Here is a 15,086-nt window from a genome sequence, read left to right as displayed (position 1 = left end):
AGCTGTTTTTATGGATAAGGAGCAAATTATGGGAAGAAAAATCAATCGGTTCGCAATTTTTGCAGAGCGGGTTCATTTAATGAATGGTGGTGCAAAAAGCTTTAGGGATTCTGCACCCACAGAGGAATCCGCAAAGGAACTGGCAGAAGAAATTGCTAAATCTGAAAAAGCGCTGTTTTATTCCTGGCTACAAATTCTCGATATAATGACCGGAAGTTATACAGAATACTCAATCAAGAGGGGTGGGGTATTGGAAGAAAGGGAGTGCCCTGAATAATAGGAGCCTGGTAACTAAGGTAGACTTAATGAAGGAAGACAGAGGGTAGAAAAAGTAAGTAATAGTTACATGTATAGCGTGAGTAATTTAAAGTTAAGGTTAAGGCAGGTTGTGGTTTGATAATCTACCGAGTGACCAGAGCTATTTACAGGGGTAAAGTTGAATGGCTCTGGCTACGGCACAGTTAGAAAAACTCCAATCTGAAATTGATTAAAATCAATTTCTGAAAAATATCATTAAAATAAAGCCCCTTTGTACATAATCAGGCTCAGTAGTGGTAGAGTCTAGTTCTAACAGAAATAGAACGCTGGCGGTCAGTACCTAACTTATCCATCTACTCAATTTACGAATGAACCGATGGTTATTAGTAACTAACTGGATGGTAAGCACACATAGTTAACTTCACTCTCGACTTTCTTAGCCCAGGAAGTTTCAATCCAATAGTTTTCTTAAGCAGAAAAGGCATGACAGCGATAAAGTTGTGCCATTGGCAGTATTTATAGGGAGCCTCAAAATGGCAAATCGTTCTTATCTTTATAGCCTTAGTAATCAACCTAAATCCTATTCAGACCGCCCCGAGACTATCTCAGGCTTATCTGAATGGCCATATAGTATTCCCTTCACTTACCGTGTACTAATGTCCGGGAATCCCAAACTGTGCGCGTCACTAGTCTCGGATGGCTTTGAGGACGATGCACCTGATGATAAAACTCAACTTTATGCTATTAGTAGTGACTTTGAGGCAGGATTTGCGCGGTTAAAGAAATTTGTTGAAGTTCTGCGAATTATTAGCAAAGACATTACGGATCTGCCGGATTCAATGCTAAATGAAACGTTAGAATTCCTTCAAGAGCATAAGGATAGGCATCTACTGCTTGAGACTATCGAGCTGGACTGTATGGATGACTCTGAAGAGTCAGTCCTGCGTGGCTACGTTGAATCCGAAATTATCGCTTGCCGTGAAGCTGGAGCAGCTATTGATGCACTTCCTGAAGACCCAGAGGTATCGGCTGATATTGTAAAGAGTGCAGCAGAAAACAATTCAGAATCTGCTTTAAGTCCATTTTATGGGCTCCAGTTCAATGATAAATTTGACAACGTTGAGAGTGAGCCTCCGATGGGTTTGTATTGGAGTGATGTTCTTTATTACGAATTAGAGAGCAAAAAGGAATTTGAAGAGTCTCTTGAATAATTGAATATCGAAACTCTTATTTCCACTTAAAGAAATGCTGGGCTAGTTTTAGAGGCTTCTGTGTCTTCCCCAATGTATTGAATTAGTTCAGCACTTTATTTTTTTCGATATGATTTATGATGTTGGGATGATTACTTGATAGTGCTTATGAGGTGGTATCAAGAACGTACTTGCCAGTATTCCATATTAAACTCAGCCCGATTTTCATTTATGGTGTAAGTACGGTCTAATCGTGTAAGAATAAAGAAACAAATAGCGATTTCTAGCTTCCCTGCTCGAATATCATTTTCAATCTATCGGCTCCGGATCGGCTAGATATTAAAGTGGTTTTCTGTTCATCATCAATAATCACTGCCAATTTTCCGTTTAAGTAACGCTGAATTTCCGAGACTCTGTCCAGGTTAATCAGGTAGCTGCGGTGTAGGCGTAGAAATTGATCTGGGTTAAGCTTTTGCTCCAGTTGATCTAGGCCCATTTGTAAGGGTTTGATGCCTTTCACTGTATGAGCAATAATTGAACCTTGTTCAGACTTAATATAAGAAATATCGTTCAGATCAATAAAGGTCATGCGATCATCGCACTTACTTACGAGGCGCTTTAGTGCTATCGAATCACCCCCTACCCGAGTACTGTTATGAATAAGTTTGATTCGCTTCTCCGCTTTTTCGATGGCAGCTTTTAAGCGTTGCAATGGGAAGGGTTTAAGCAAGTAATCGATTGTATCGTGGTTAAAAGCATCAATAGCAAACTTAGAATACGCTGTTGTGAAAATAATATAGGGTTGGTAAGTTAGGGCATCTAGTACATCCAATCCACTAAGATGAGGCATTTCAATGTCCATCAGTAGTAGTTGTGGTTGATGCTCCTCAATCAATGTTAATGCTTCCAGTCCAGATTTTGCTTCTGCAACCAATTCAATAGAGTTAATAGTTGCCAGCTGAGCTTTTAATTTATTCCTTGCCGGTGCTTCATCTTCGGCAATAATGACCCTTAAATTCATACAGACATCTCAACTTTAACGTGGGCACCGCTTTGATTGCTTAGAGTAAGTTTTCCATTTGGTCGTAGCTCAACGCGCTGGCGCAAATTATGAATTCCAGTTCCCTGTGAGTGGATAAAACTAAGAACGCTTTCCTGAAATCCATATCCGTTATCTGCGACTTCAATAATTACCTTGTCATTCTTTAAGTAGATACGACATTGAATATGTAAGTTTTCTATTGTACGACAATGTTTGAAACAATTCTCAAAAATTGGCTGTAATAATAGGGGCGGGATAGAGATATCACTGGCTCTTGGGTCTACCGTAATCTCTACTTTCAAATTATCACCAAAACGTACTTTTTCTATTTCTAAATACTTATTAATCAGTTCAATTTCTTCTTTGATTGTAGTTTCTTCTAGCTCGCCAGTGTCGAGAGAATGTCTCAAAATATCTGCTAGTTTATGTAAAACTTCATCAGCAAGGTTTGGATCGCTATGAATATAGGAGGAGATAGCATTAAGACTGTTAAACATAAAGTGTGGATTTAGCTGATAACGTAATGTTTGTAATTTTGCTTTCTGCATGGCGAGCTTTTGCTCAGAGACTTTATGGCGGTATTCCAGCATGGCGTAAGAACAGTATAAACAGGTAGCCCACATTAGCCCATTAAAGATAATGCCCATTCCCATATTCAAGCCGCCTTCGACATTAAAGGCGTACTCTATAAACCAGCTAACGCACTGATTGCCGATAGTCATATGGACTACCAGGATCATCCACTCGATTAACAATGAATGATACCCTCTGCGTCTAAGGCGCAATACAATGAGAGCTGTGGACCAGGTGGGTAGCCAATAAAAGAAAACAAACCATATCGGAGCACCAGTGAGAGCATTGCTGACCGAGCTTATATCTCCTGATTCAAAAAAAACAAATACGCAAGCTATATCTAGTAATAGAACGACGACAAATGATTTCGCAAAGAAAGGATGCTTAAGATCTTTTAGTATTGACATAAAATATTGATGAGCAATAGCTATCATAGCTTATTCTGTATTGGTCAATTATATTGGGATTAAATAAGATAAGATAGTTTTAATTCAAGCCCGCTTGATATGTTTGCTTATTAGCTAAAGGTGAGTATCAGCACCCATAAATTACAATTTAAATGGGTGCTGACACTATGAAGTTCTTTTATATTCTATGGCCTTTCGTCTCCGATGAAGATTCACAACTAGAACCAATGGGGGGAGTGGCGTAACTCTTCTCGATAAGCTGTTTTCTCTCTACCGCCACACCTGCAAGATAGATCTTTTCTGGGTTTGTAATTGCTTGTATGTTCTCAATAGGATTTTTGTTTAGCAGAATAAAATCAGCTCGTTTTCCCTGGGATATTGACCCTATATCGTCACTTGCATTCAAAGCTTTTGCTGCAACCTGTGTTGTGGCGAGTAAGATTTGCTGGTTGGATAGGCCCGCTTTTTGCAAGGCTAATATCTCGCTTATTAAGCCCAGTCCGTGTGGCGAGTAGGGGTTGCCGGAGTCAGAGCCAGCGCCAATTTTTATTCCGGCTTTAGCTAGCTTGATCACGTTATTATATGCGATAGATCTTTTCTCCCAGGCTAGTTTTCTACTGGCCGTTGGTGCCTGGACTTCATTGAACAGGCAGTCCTTCATTTTTGGGTGTATAGGTGCCAAGTCTAACTGAGTGATAGATTGATTTTCATGTTCATCAGCCTGATTATGAAGCACTGATAGAGTGGGTATATAGGTAACCTCGTTTTGTAGCATGAGCTTTATAAATTCATTGTCCACTGGTTCAAAATTAATACCGTGGGCTAAAGCAGTAGCCCCGGCCTTGATTGCTCGTTTCCCATCTTCCAGGGTGGAGACATGAACAAAAAACGGTAAGTCGGCGCTTTGGGAGCGTTTTCCAATCTCTTTGAGTACATCATCTGAGAGTGGGGCGACAGTACCATCAAAAGTTTCTATGATGGCTTTGGTCAACTTTGGCTGGTAACTTAAATGTGCATCCCAGCTCGCACTGATTTGCTCGATACTGTCAATCTCATGAACTTTCACTCCGAATTGGGTACCGTGACCTCTGGGGTTGGTGAAGGCGGGTCCGGAGGCAAATACTTGTGGAGCCGAATCGTTCAACTGGGATATAGATTGCATCATCTCGCTCGACATCAGAAGGTCTGTGACAGCGGTAACGCCATAATAGAGTTGATTGTTTAAGTTGGTTTCTAGCGGCAGATGCTGATAATTCTTATAAGTTGACCCTGATGCACTCAAGTGCACATGTAAATCGATTAGGCCCGGTATCGCATATTTGCCCTGTGCGTCGTGGGTATTCTCGGCAGGTAGGGCTGTCCTGGTCATTGGAGTGATTCTGGCTATGCGGTCATCTTGAATGTAAATACGGCTTTTCTCGCTAAAGCCTTCCGCATCGCTGGTTAATATTTGTACATTGTCGATTCTCAAATCGTAGTCATTCTTTTTGGTTTCGAGGGCGAAGCTATTACTTGAGGCTAATAGTAAACAGGAGGCAATGGCTGTAACTTTCATAAGAGTTTCTTTTCCTATTGAGTTTTGACCTAGCTTATAGCGACAGTAATCTCGGTGTTTAAAAAAGTGACGAATCGACATATTCGTAGACGAACGAACAGTTTAAGCCTGTGAGTGGTGTGGCATTGAAGTGAGTTGTGGTGTCTGCTCCTGGCTTGTCAAGGCTAGCCTTGACTATGGAGGACAGTTCAAAGCGGTCTTTTTATTGATATAAAGGACGGCAGGCTTGTAATTGCTTGTTGTGGTATAAGTTGCCGCATCTTGGGAAATCTGCCAGCTGGCTTTTGCCGTCCCAATTGAGACGATGTCCATATCTTTTGCCCGGCCCCATATCTTTACCATCTTTATGTACACAAGCAAGTGCAGTGGCCGCTCATGAGATTTTCGCGCTGCGTGGAATAGGCTTGGTTACCCCCTATTTGGCTGGCCATTTATGCAGAGTTTGATTCAGCGTTTTACGCGGTATTAATATGGATTGTATTTTAAGCTACTACTTTTGAGGGTGCCCAGAATTGTTGGGGTGAAGGTTTGAGATGGTAGTAGTACTAGTCAGCTCAACGCTAAACTGGTTTGTAGAGCTTCCATTTTCAATTCTTGAATAATGAGTATTGGTACTATTAAGCCTGTTTACTCACTTTACACCATATATCGTAGAAGCCTACTGATTGCATATAACCTGATATTTCATATTCGAGATCAGGTAACATTTCAAGATTGCCTGCGCTGCTCATTATCTCTATTTCGTTTTCCTGGTCATCATGAATAGAATCAACAACCCGCCAAATAAAGAGAGAAAACTCTTCTGCTTCACTAGTGCTATTTACCCCTTCCTTTAGTATTTTAAGTATTGAGTCATCTTTGTATGATTTTGCATAGCAAAGCATTAAGGAGCCTCTGAATAACTCCGTGATACCTCTGGCTTTCAGAGCGGTTCACAATCAAGACGCGGCTTCGCAGGAATGTCTAGACCTTTCAAGAAGTCGCAACGCGGAGTGTGAATCGCTCTGCAAGCCCCGAAGGGCGGGCCTTGAAGGCCGCACCTGCTGCGTTGCAGCTCTTGCAAAGGGCTACGGCCATTCGCGGCGAGCTGTGCCTAACATCTGCAGCCTTCAAGACTCGCAGAGGCATTACGGAGTTATTCAGAGGCTCCTTAAGTCTTCAATGTGAGTATATCTTTTAAATTCAATCATAAATAACTGGCATTTTTTTGGTTTTAATAAAAGTATTATTAAAAAATAGACTTATGCATTTGCTCCCCCATTTGTCTGACGGATAATATGCTCATTCTAGACGCGCGCAAGATAGCTAAGATCTATTGGTGATCATTACCAATGAGCAATGATTCCACATTTTGTGAACTTGCTTCAAGAATTTTTTTGGTTGACAAAGAATCCCCTCAGAATGCTATTTTTTTCACATTTGTTAAGTACCTAGCAACGTGAACGCTACCTTATTTACTCTAAATACGTGAACTATATATGATCAGGTGCAAGATCTGCCTGCATAGGTTTTTGTAGGCTAAAAGCAGTATTCATTGAGGTAATAATTATGTTTAAACGGAGGAAGTCTTACAGCTTTCTACTGGTTATAGCTTTTATGAGCTACTTTGTTTCTCCTCCTGCGTGGTCTCATGTACGCTGGTTTGTACAAAACGATGGTAATGCAGTTGAGTTCGAGTGGAATTGGATATATGCGTTAGTTCTTTTGGGGGGCTTTCTATACTGTATGGTGAACAGATCCTTACAGTCGCTTGAAACAGTAGCTGTTCACAGAGCATCTAATAAATTTCCCTACCTCTGGTCCGACATTGGTCGTCACAAAATTTGGCATATCACGTCTGCATTGATTGGGTTAACCTTTGTTTTTAATTATTTTTCGGGTGTATTACTGGCCCCTAACCTGGAATTCTCTGCCACGCAAAGTCTTGTTAATGAGTTTCAGCTGGTAATTGGTATTGTGTTAATTTTAGATGTCAGCCTAAGAAGCTCCGGGTATCTAATCTTCGCGCTTTTGCTCTCAATAATGGCTACTTACCCATTCTCAATCTGGATTGATTACGGCTTTGAATTTTTAGGGCTTTCACTAGCATTTATATTGTACCAAAAGCCAGATCTTGGACTGCTTGCTTTACGCTGCGGGCTAGGCCTTCAGCTAATGACTCTGGCAGTTCACAATAAGTGGCTCAACCCTCATCTGGGCCTTGAGTTTCTACAGCACTATCATTGGAACTTCATGTCTAATCTGGGGTGGCATTCTTTCTCCGATTTGACCTTCGTTTTTTCTGCGGGAATGGCTGAGTTCTGCTTTGGGTTGGTTATCTTGTTGGGCTGGTCAACGCGGTTAGCAACTCTTACGGTATTAAGTTTCTTTCTATTAACTGCATCGATTCTTGGTATTCATGAGTTGATAGGGCATTTGCCAATACTTGGGGCCGGAATTCTGCTGGTTGTATTTGGTGGGGGAGATTTTGAGTTAAAATATACTAGAGTAGCGTAAAACCGGGTGCATTTAACACTAAGAAATATTCAGTGCTTGTTATTTACAAGGGGGTTTTATCCCTTTATGTGGGCGTAATTGATCTGCTAATAGAGATCTAAAGCCTCCATAGAATTGCTGGGCATCTCATCTATGAACTGGATGTTTTTCAACTGAAATTTTAAAGGTTTCTTTTTATAGATTAGTGGGGTAAGTGGAGGCTGCAGAGCGGAGCTAATTCTCCGCTCAATAAATACTGGGTACATGGTGTTCGATATTTCCTATAATCCGCGCCTGGCTGATCTACTCCTTTCGGTAGTTTGAATCTCGCTCTTTTATTCAGGATATGAATATAAATTCAGAGCATTTACTTGTAAATCAAATAGAATGAGTTACCAGATGGGGAGCTAGTTCCCTAAGTTGGATCATACTCCAAATTATGGGGTCATAAATTGTTCCTGGTAATCCAATTTATATACTAGCTGTAAATAATTTACTAACTAGATCGATCAGGCTTTATATTTTATGTCGATATAGTTAAAACTCTAATTTTGCCACATGCATATTGGTTCTAATATTGGCGCCCTTACTACCAAGGTTGTTTCCTGACTTATACTTCATATTTCTAGGGTCTGTAACAACTGAAGAGGCTCCTCCATCTTTCATTGCTTGATGTAAATCTTTCTGAGGAATTTTTGGGTTTATATTGGAGCTATATACATGGAGATTTACTTCACTATTTATACCAAAGTGCCTGCAGGCCTCCATGATAGCCTCAGTTGTTGCTCTATATAAATCTTTATTCAGCTGGACCAAGAAGTTGAGTTCAAGACCGGCTTCTCCTTCGGCATTCAGATTTTTCACATATATATTACTAAGAATATCCCTAGGCTCAATCATATAGAATTGGGAGGCTACTGTTACTGCGTCAATTATATGGTTTGAATTAGTGCCATCTATACCAAAAACCCAGATTTCATTGTCAATTAAAGCTGCCTCTTTAATGCTGGTCTTTAGGCGGGGATAGAATGGCGATACACTGACTGCATATTTGGTTTTCCAAACTGACAGTGAATCAAAAGCAGTACGAAGAACATATTGATGTTCTTGTACTCCGTTTAAAATAAGTGTTGCATCGGTTTTAAATTTTTTGTCCTGACTTCCTTCGGCTATTGTCATGGCTCCCTTTGTCACAATTAATCCTCCATTGATAGCTCTGACGAAAAACAGCCGAATGCGATCTCTCCCGTTTGGAGGGCTTCCTTATAAGATTCCTTGGTCTCAAAGTCTTCATCGGCTTCGGTTTCCCACTGCTGACTATCATATGTAGTCACGTTGGAAACCTCCTCAACTAGCATGAAGTCCTCTTCAAGTGCGGCGGTTAATCTAGCTACAGCACTTTCTTTAGATTCGTCTGGAACTATAGATCTTCCAAAGTAGAAGGTACTACCATCTTGAGGTAGCGAGCTTTGTGGTAAAACTCTTACTTTAGTATCAACCACCCAGAAAATAGACATATACATCCCTCTTGATGTTACTGGTTTGGAATTAAAAAACCAAATGGTGCTGGAATTATCTAGTGATGTTATAAATAATTCAATAACATTCACTTTCATATGAATTTCTGGAAATCAATATTTTTCTAATATGATAATGTTTCAACTATCCGGGTAGAATCTTAGAGGTTCATTAGGTAAACCAGTCCGATAACAAATGGACTTAGGTGTCTGCAGTTTAATGAGTAGTCACTACCATATAGCGCTTTATGTGAACACCAAATCTGCAAATAGGCAATCTCCTTCAGGGGTAATTACTCCTGGTAAAATCTATTTAAAGCTTCCAGTTTTTCCCAGTGTTAGCCTCGAGGCAATACCCTTGATCACTGTGAAGTAAAAGTGCTACAAGAAGTCATCTCCCTATGGCGGGAGCGTCTAATGGATATCAGCTGGTTTATGAGCTGTTCAAACGAATCTATCACTCGCCAAGCCAATGCTTAAGACTACTGTGCTGGCGTTTTGGAGGGGGGGCGTTTTAAGCCCTAAGCTTTACTTGATGTGCTTGTATGGCTTATGCAGATTTCAGCTCAATCTGTGGCAGTATCGTCAAGATGCATGAGGAGCCTGTCCACACTTCGATTCAGTCCGGTAGTCTTAGGTAATAATCCCAAAATCTGTTCCATTTGACGGTGGTGAGTATTTGAACATACCGAAAGGGGTGCTTTTCCAGCTGAATCACTATTTGGAACTGGTGGGCTGGAGCAGGCAGTATTTAAGCCCCTGAAAACGAGGCTGCATTACCGAAAACATGCCCCTATCTCTCTGGCTCAAAAAATATCCTATTTGTAGTCATTGACTAGTTGCCCATCAGATGACTCCTTGAATTGAGGGTGTTCGTCATCAATTTCGTAGAAATCAGATTTTTCGCCAGTGAAAATATGCCCCATAGTTTTCAACCCGGTTGGGCCATCCAGTGATCCTGCAATAATTCCAGTTGCATCGAGATTAAATGGTTCCCAGAATAGGCTTGAACCACATTGCTGGCAGAAGCCTCTGCGGGCTACTTCTGATGTTTTATACCACGCCAGCCCGTCATCTTTTGTTATTTTAATGTTGACCTTGCGAGCTTTGGTATGCGGGCCGAAACTTCCATGTAGTTTTTGACACATACTACAATGACAGTTAACTACGTTGCGTAGTGGCCCTTTAACCTCATATCGCACAGCTCCACACAAGCAGCCACCGGAAGTGATTTTATTCTTGCTATTCATATATTGAGCCTGTAGATGCAAAACTTTATTTAAAATAAGGATCTAAATTAAGTATGCCTTTTACCATCTATAAGATTATTTGTTTAAGTTGTAAATGCTAGTCTAATTAAGTGATGTAAACATAAATATTGACAGATTGGCTAGTTATTTATCCGTTCTTTGTCGATATAAGTTGCGAGACGGTAGTGGTTTGTTACTTAATCACTTGCCATTTTCCATACTGTTACCGTTGCACTATGTAGGCAATGGCGGATAAGCCATTTATTCGAACGGTGTTATCGCACGGGGTTGGAGTTCCAGCGCTCGACCGTGAGGATTTAGCATGGCAGCAAAGCGACTCAGTACGGCAGAGAGTGGACGCACAAGCAGAGTGGAGCCGAGAAACTCATGGGGATATTAATGAAAGTTCACTACGCAGAATTATTCAGGCTGCGGAATTGCAAAGCAGCTGTGACAACGAGTACCGGCAAGTTAAAGAGCATTCGATAGAGGAAATTGCTGGCGTAAAAATTATTGAAGCACTTGGAGCTTTACGTTTCTTATCTGCTGGTAGTCTGAACTTATCAGCGCTGGATAATCTAAATATTACAACCGCTAGTGATATTAATAATTCAGCGGGCCGCGACTTAAAGGAACAAATCGGAAATATTCGCGAATCAGTGGCCAAGGTTAGCCAAACCATCAAAGTAAAAGATGGTGGCAAGGTTTGGTTAGGTAGTGAATCTTTAAATGTGCTGAAAGTGCTAGAGGATTTAATAGGCGTAGTGTCTGCACTGGCCGCCACCCTGGCGACTCACTCACACCCAGGGAGTGGACAAAAGCCAACCCAAGAGGCGGTAATTAATGGGCACAAGAGCAGTTCAGATAGTTTGAGATCTCAGCTTAGCGCGGTGCGGGCTTAGGCTGGTAATACACTTAAAAGGAGAGAAGTTATGAATAATAGAGTAAACAGGTACGCCATTTTCGCGGAGCGGGTTCACTTGATGAATGGCGGAGCAAAAAGCTTTAGGGGTTCCGCACCTACAGAAGAGGCGGCAATGGAGCTGGCAGAAGAGGTCGCGAAATCTAAGAAAGCCGAGTTTTATTCCTGGCTGCAAATTCTTGATATTATGACCGGAACCTATACCGAGTACTCGATAAAGTGGGGTGGGATATTGGAGAGAAGAAAATCCTTGTCCTGCTAAAGTCTGGTTTCGTACTATCGCTTCCAGCTCCCATCTTTTCTTGGTTGTAAATCTTTGATAGAAAAATTGGAAAATTTATCGATTGCTCAATAAATATAGGAGGGGTATTAGAGAAAAGGGCATCTCTACTTTGGAAGCTATAGTGCCAGCATTGCTGGCGTTTTGCAGTTGATTATCAAATGAATAAAGAGGGGGTTGGCACATGTGACGATTATTGATGGACATAAGAGACGCTAGGAAAAGAATGAAAAATATCATCTGGTTAATACTTCTTTATTTCATTTTCAGCAGAACATAAAGCTCCGATATTTTCTGCTAGCCAAGAGGGTATCTTTCTACCAGATTTTTCGTGCAGCAACCTAATCATACTGATGGTATTCTTTGGTACCAAAAGGGAGTTTCTGCGAAGTAGCTTTAATGCTAGATTCCCTCTCTTGACTTTGTGGTCGCTGACTTTCGGGGTGTTCTTTAAATGGATTATGGAATTTCTCTCTGAGATAAGTTCAACAAATCTTTTTCTTGCAGTAATATGTGGCTGGATGGGGTTAATTCCAAAAATCGCTGGAATAATATTAAAAAGCTTTTCTCCTGTTGATAAGTCTTCTTCTATTCGATTTGCTGACCATCGTACTTCACCTCCCTTTTGTCTATGAAAAGTCAAAAAACCATTAATTTCAGTCTGAATTGTTTTGTTGACCCAGGATTCAACGCTATTAATTGAGGAGCTCATGCAAGACATTGCTAGCTGCATTACACGGAATGAATTTTCAGTATTGCTTCCGGAGTCTGATAATTCTTTAACTTTATCAAAGACGCCGTTTTCGTATTCAAGCCCCCTCCTTAAAATCTCAGCTTTCATTCCATCTCGTATGGCGGAGTCAAGAAGAATGCCATGGAATTCCGGAGCCCAGATCCGACATTTGAACCCTTCAAAGTTAGCTACAGACTTTACTCTAATTTCGGCGCCGTCCTTAACGGAAGATCCGAAAATTTCATGATCTCCTTTTACTTTCTGATCGTTATATTCTTTTAGGTTTTCCATCTCTATTTCGCTCTACATTATGGGTGGTTAAAGAAGTTTCTCTTCCCTAGTGTCGGATAGTTTGAAGTTTGAGCCAAAGTTTTTGATTGCTTATGGTTGCTATAAGATATGCTGGTTGGTATTTCTTTAGCTAGATCATCAAAAAGATGCTCCAAATTGCTGTTAATTTTTATAAATGTCCTGAGTGAATGTTCAGATTGTTCTTGGGGTGTTGGGGTGTCAGATAGAGGGGTAGCATGGTAGAAGTGTTTAAGGTGGTTAGGATCATGCTGTCTCCTCGCGGCCCGCAGGGTCAGGGCGAACCGTATTAAATTGTTGATTTATTTTTTGGAGACATTTTTGGGGTAGCGTGAAATAAGTTGATCGAGTGAGTCTTTCTCAATTTTATTCATTTCATCTTGTGTGGGGAGGTCAATTTTGTTGGCATTTTTATTTAAGACATTTTCTAGGATTAGTTGCGTTCTGATCACTTGATGGCGAAGTTCAATGATCTCTTTAACAATTTCAATGTCACCAATTTTCATGGGGTTTTTACTCCGTTGCGATTTGCAGCAATTAATTCTTCATTTTCTTTTGTTAAAGAGTGTATATTATTTCTCAGTTCGAAAATTTCTTTTGATAAGCTGTATTTTTCTTTTTCTAGGCGTTCTTTATCTGATTCAAGATCTTTAATCTCATCTTTAAGCATGTCTATGTGGTCATATTGAATTTCCTGCTTTCCGGCGATTTCGTAAATTTTTCCATTTAAATCCCAAACCGTTGAGATTATATATGCAAAAATTACAGATATAAGAAACCAAGCCCCTAATATGACAATAGACTTAATTTTCTGTTCAATCGACCTGTCGATGTGAGTCTGTACTCCATCGTCCAAGTTTGACTTTGGTTGAAAAATAGAAATAGCCATGAATATTTTCTCAAATCATTCCTATATGTCCCAATGGTTGGGCTGGCGTAACCTTTCAGGTTGTATTTGGCCTTTAATTTTGCGTGCTTAAATTTTAGTTGTTCCTTAACCGCTGACAGCACATGTGATGAACTTTCATCCACTAGGAGTGGATGTGGCGGAAATGCTATATTTAGTTTCTATTTAAACTCTATTCTAGGTTGAGGACACAAACTCACTCTAGGTCATAAACAAAAACCTCAATTCCTCTCGATGTAAATGAGCTCATAATTATTGGCTCCATCTCCTTCCACTGTCCGCCCGCAAGTCCACATCCAATTCTAGGCATGTGAACAGATGCCGATTTTTCAAGTGCAAAGTCTGCGACTAGTGAGAGCCCCTTCCGAATTGCATCGTAGCGAACTGGTGCGGGAGCTGTTTTGTTTCTGGGCGAGCGAACACCATGTTGGCCGATGATGTTTGCGACAGTTAGAGTTTCAGTTACTGCAACGAACTGAACATCACCAAGTTGTGGTTTTGTATTTCCATTAAACCAAGCTTTGTATTGGTGTTCAGGTCCTTTCCACCTTTTGCTAATCGCCAATACAAATCCACGCCCCCATTTCCCCAAGTCATTGCATACATGGGTAATGATAGCGTGCCCCTCAGTGCAAGGGGCGGTGGCATCACCTTTTAGATAATTTATGCTCACTTTTCTGTGGCTTCCTTCCATTTGGCTTCAAATTGCTGAGGTGTGATGGTTTTTATCTCAAACTCGGCTTGATTGGCAATTTCAGTTAAAGGGGGTACAGCTGCAATACCGAGTTTTGTTGTTTTTGATGAAGCTTTTTGGGAGGCGAAGCCTAGTGATCCATCTTTGAATATTTCTACTTTTCGAGTCTCAAAGCGATCAGTGTTGAGCTCACTGTAGAATTCTACTGGGTAGTTTTCTGGGCTGTTATGCCACTTTGAATAAATATAAGAAGACATGAGTTACCTCGATTTAATTTTTTCCATGGCCGGTCAGCCTTTCGGTAATGTCCAAAGGTTGTGAGTTTGGTATCAAGTGGACATGCTTTCGCCCATAAATAACGCCCAGCCCTTTCACATTAATATTGATGTGATGAGTGAAGCGGTGCCCAGCCCATGGGATATTAAAAAATATCATAGATAGTTGTCCTGGCCTTTTGGTGCCAGGAGTTATATCGCTTAGATATTGGCCATCACCGAAGCGGGCATCTTTTGGGTTGTTTGCCTTAAGTGAGGGGCGTATGGATTTACTTTCAAGGATTCCAGAATAACCGGCTTCATTTGTGTAGTGATAAAGGATTCTATCCATAGAAAAGACCTTAGCGTTCGTTGTAATTACTTTTGGTACGAAAGTGCCGCTACGCACGTTGAGCCGTGTTCTGGCTCAGACTCAGATATTGTGATGCTTTTTGGGAGGCTTGCGAAGCCCTTAATGGCTGAGAGTTGCTAGTTCAGGGGAGGGGGTATGTGGGGGGCAGTTTTTTTCATTTTCGTTCATTCCTGATTGGCGGAGGCGGGGAGAGCTGGGATAGCAGAATCCCATTAGAAATGGTGGATTTTCTTGTGGTATCAGCTCGCTCTGATTGTTTTTTGATCACTCAAAACGACCGCCGGTCACTCCTCCCCACGCCTGCCGATTTTGGGCGTTGTTTTGGTTGATGAAATGAGACTACCGGC

At 41.0% G+C, this 15,086-nt stretch carries 18 protein-coding genes; 5 read left to right on the top strand and 13 right to left on the bottom strand.

Annotation, left to right across the window (positions count from 1 at the left end; all coding sequences use genetic code 11):
- The first annotated feature begins 28 nt into the window (after nt 1–28).
- Both ACJJIS_RS16435 and ACJJIS_RS16430 read left to right on the top strand, forming a co-directional pair.
- Entirely contained in the window at nt 29–277 is a 249-nt protein-coding gene (locus tag ACJJIS_RS16435; RefSeq protein ID WP_475708575.1) for a hypothetical protein, read from the top strand.
- A gap of 514 nt (nt 278–791) precedes the next feature.
- Nucleotides 792–1,469 (top strand): DUF7822 domain-containing protein, encoded by a 678-nt coding sequence (locus ACJJIS_RS16430; protein ID WP_475708574.1) that lies wholly within the window; start codon nt 792–794, stop codon nt 1,467–1,469.
- 262 nt (nt 1,470–1,731) lie between these two features.
- On the opposite strand, the gene ACJJIS_RS16425 is transcribed toward ACJJIS_RS16430, so the two are convergent.
- The 4 genes from ACJJIS_RS16425 to ACJJIS_RS16410 form a co-directional block, all read right to left on the bottom strand.
- Nucleotides 1,732–2,469: a LytR/AlgR family response regulator transcription factor gene (locus tag ACJJIS_RS16425; RefSeq protein ID WP_444916312.1), complete on the bottom strand. Its 738-nt coding sequence runs from the start codon at nt 2,467–2,469 to the stop codon at nt 1,732–1,734.
- Nucleotides 2,466–3,497, bottom strand: a complete 1,032-nt coding sequence (locus ACJJIS_RS16420; RefSeq protein WP_444914490.1) for a sensor histidine kinase — start codon at nt 3,495–3,497, stop codon at nt 2,466–2,468. Before ACJJIS_RS16420 ends, ACJJIS_RS16425 begins: the two co-directional genes overlap by 4 nt.
- 151 nt (nt 3,498–3,648) lie before the next feature.
- Nucleotides 3,649–5,025 (bottom strand): amidohydrolase family protein, encoded by a 1,377-nt coding sequence (locus ACJJIS_RS16415; protein ID WP_475708573.1) that lies wholly within the window; start codon nt 5,023–5,025, stop codon nt 3,649–3,651.
- A 617-nt stretch (nt 5,026–5,642) separates the two neighbouring features.
- Nucleotides 5,643–5,909 (bottom strand): hypothetical protein, encoded by a 267-nt coding sequence (locus tag ACJJIS_RS16410; protein WP_475708572.1) that lies wholly within the window; start codon nt 5,907–5,909, stop codon nt 5,643–5,645.
- Nucleotides 5,910–6,621: 712 nt separating this feature from the next.
- On the opposite strand from ACJJIS_RS16410, the gene ACJJIS_RS16405 reads away from it, so the two are divergent.
- Entirely contained in the window at nt 6,622–7,521 is a 900-nt protein-coding gene (locus ACJJIS_RS16405; protein ID WP_475708571.1) for a hypothetical protein, read from the top strand.
- 516 nt (nt 7,522–8,037) lie between these two features.
- On the opposite strand, the gene ACJJIS_RS16400 is transcribed toward ACJJIS_RS16405, so the two are convergent.
- From ACJJIS_RS16400 to ACJJIS_RS16390, 3 genes are all read right to left on the bottom strand, one after another.
- A complete protein-coding gene (locus tag ACJJIS_RS16400) occupies nt 8,038–8,694 on the bottom strand; it encodes a hypothetical protein (RefSeq protein ID WP_444894947.1) in 657 nt (218 codons plus the stop codon).
- A 2-nt stretch (nt 8,695–8,696) separates the two neighbouring features.
- Entirely contained in the window at nt 8,697–9,116 is a 420-nt protein-coding gene (locus tag ACJJIS_RS16395; RefSeq protein WP_475708570.1) for a hypothetical protein, read from the bottom strand.
- 719 nt (nt 9,117–9,835) lie between these two features.
- The gene (locus ACJJIS_RS16390) at nt 9,836–10,267 is read right to left on the bottom strand and encodes a GFA family protein (RefSeq protein ID WP_444912281.1); all 432 of its coding nucleotides are present in this window, start codon (nt 10,265–10,267) and stop codon (nt 9,836–9,838) included.
- 245 nt (nt 10,268–10,512) lie between these two features.
- Here ACJJIS_RS16390 and ACJJIS_RS16385 point away from each other — a divergent pair, with 245 nt between their 5' ends.
- Both ACJJIS_RS16385 and ACJJIS_RS16380 read left to right on the top strand, forming a co-directional pair.
- On the top strand, nt 10,513–11,169 hold the full coding sequence (locus ACJJIS_RS16385) for a hypothetical protein (RefSeq protein ID WP_475708569.1): 657 nt from the start codon (nt 10,513–10,515) through the stop codon (nt 11,167–11,169).
- A 30-nt stretch (nt 11,170–11,199) separates the two neighbouring features.
- Nucleotides 11,200–11,451 carry a hypothetical protein gene (locus tag ACJJIS_RS16380; RefSeq protein ID WP_475708568.1) on the top strand — a complete coding sequence of 84 codons (252 nt, stop codon included), beginning with the start codon at nt 11,200–11,202 and terminating at the stop codon, nt 11,449–11,451.
- Nucleotides 11,452–11,713: 262 nt separating this feature from the next.
- Here ACJJIS_RS16380 and ACJJIS_RS16375 read toward each other — a convergent pair whose 3' ends face one another.
- The 6 genes from ACJJIS_RS16375 to ACJJIS_RS16350 form a co-directional block, all read right to left on the bottom strand.
- Nucleotides 11,714–12,493 (bottom strand): hypothetical protein, encoded by a 780-nt coding sequence (locus ACJJIS_RS16375; RefSeq protein ID WP_475708567.1) that lies wholly within the window; start codon nt 12,491–12,493, stop codon nt 11,714–11,716.
- A gap of 320 nt (nt 12,494–12,813) precedes the next feature.
- Nucleotides 12,814–13,017, bottom strand: coding sequence for a hypothetical protein (locus tag ACJJIS_RS16370; RefSeq protein WP_475708566.1), 204 nt, complete (start codon nt 13,015–13,017; stop codon nt 12,814–12,816).
- Complete coding sequence (locus ACJJIS_RS16365) at nt 13,014–13,400, bottom strand: hypothetical protein (protein ID WP_475708565.1); 387 nt, start codon at nt 13,398–13,400, stop codon at nt 13,014–13,016. The genes ACJJIS_RS16370 and ACJJIS_RS16365 overlap by 4 nt, the downstream gene beginning before the upstream one ends.
- A 214-nt stretch (nt 13,401–13,614) precedes the next feature.
- The gene (locus ACJJIS_RS16360) at nt 13,615–14,091 is read right to left on the bottom strand and encodes a macro domain-containing protein (protein ID WP_475708564.1); all 477 of its coding nucleotides are present in this window, start codon (nt 14,089–14,091) and stop codon (nt 13,615–13,617) included.
- On the bottom strand, nt 14,088–14,369 hold the full coding sequence (locus ACJJIS_RS16355; RefSeq protein ID WP_475708563.1) for a DUF6881 domain-containing protein: 282 nt from the start codon (nt 14,367–14,369) through the stop codon (nt 14,088–14,090). The genes ACJJIS_RS16360 and ACJJIS_RS16355 overlap by 4 nt, the downstream gene beginning before the upstream one ends.
- 13 nt (nt 14,370–14,382) lie before the next feature.
- Complete coding sequence (locus ACJJIS_RS16350; RefSeq protein ID WP_475708562.1) at nt 14,383–14,718, bottom strand: HYD1 signature containing ADP-ribosyltransferase family protein; 336 nt, start codon at nt 14,716–14,718, stop codon at nt 14,383–14,385.
- Nucleotides 14,719–15,086 lie beyond the last annotated feature (368 nt).

The sequence above is a fragment of the Microbulbifer maximicatervae (SeqCode) genome, from assembly GCF_056231245.1.
Note: the sequence above shows the minus strand (reverse complement) of the source record. Positions and strands in the feature narration are given on the sequence as shown.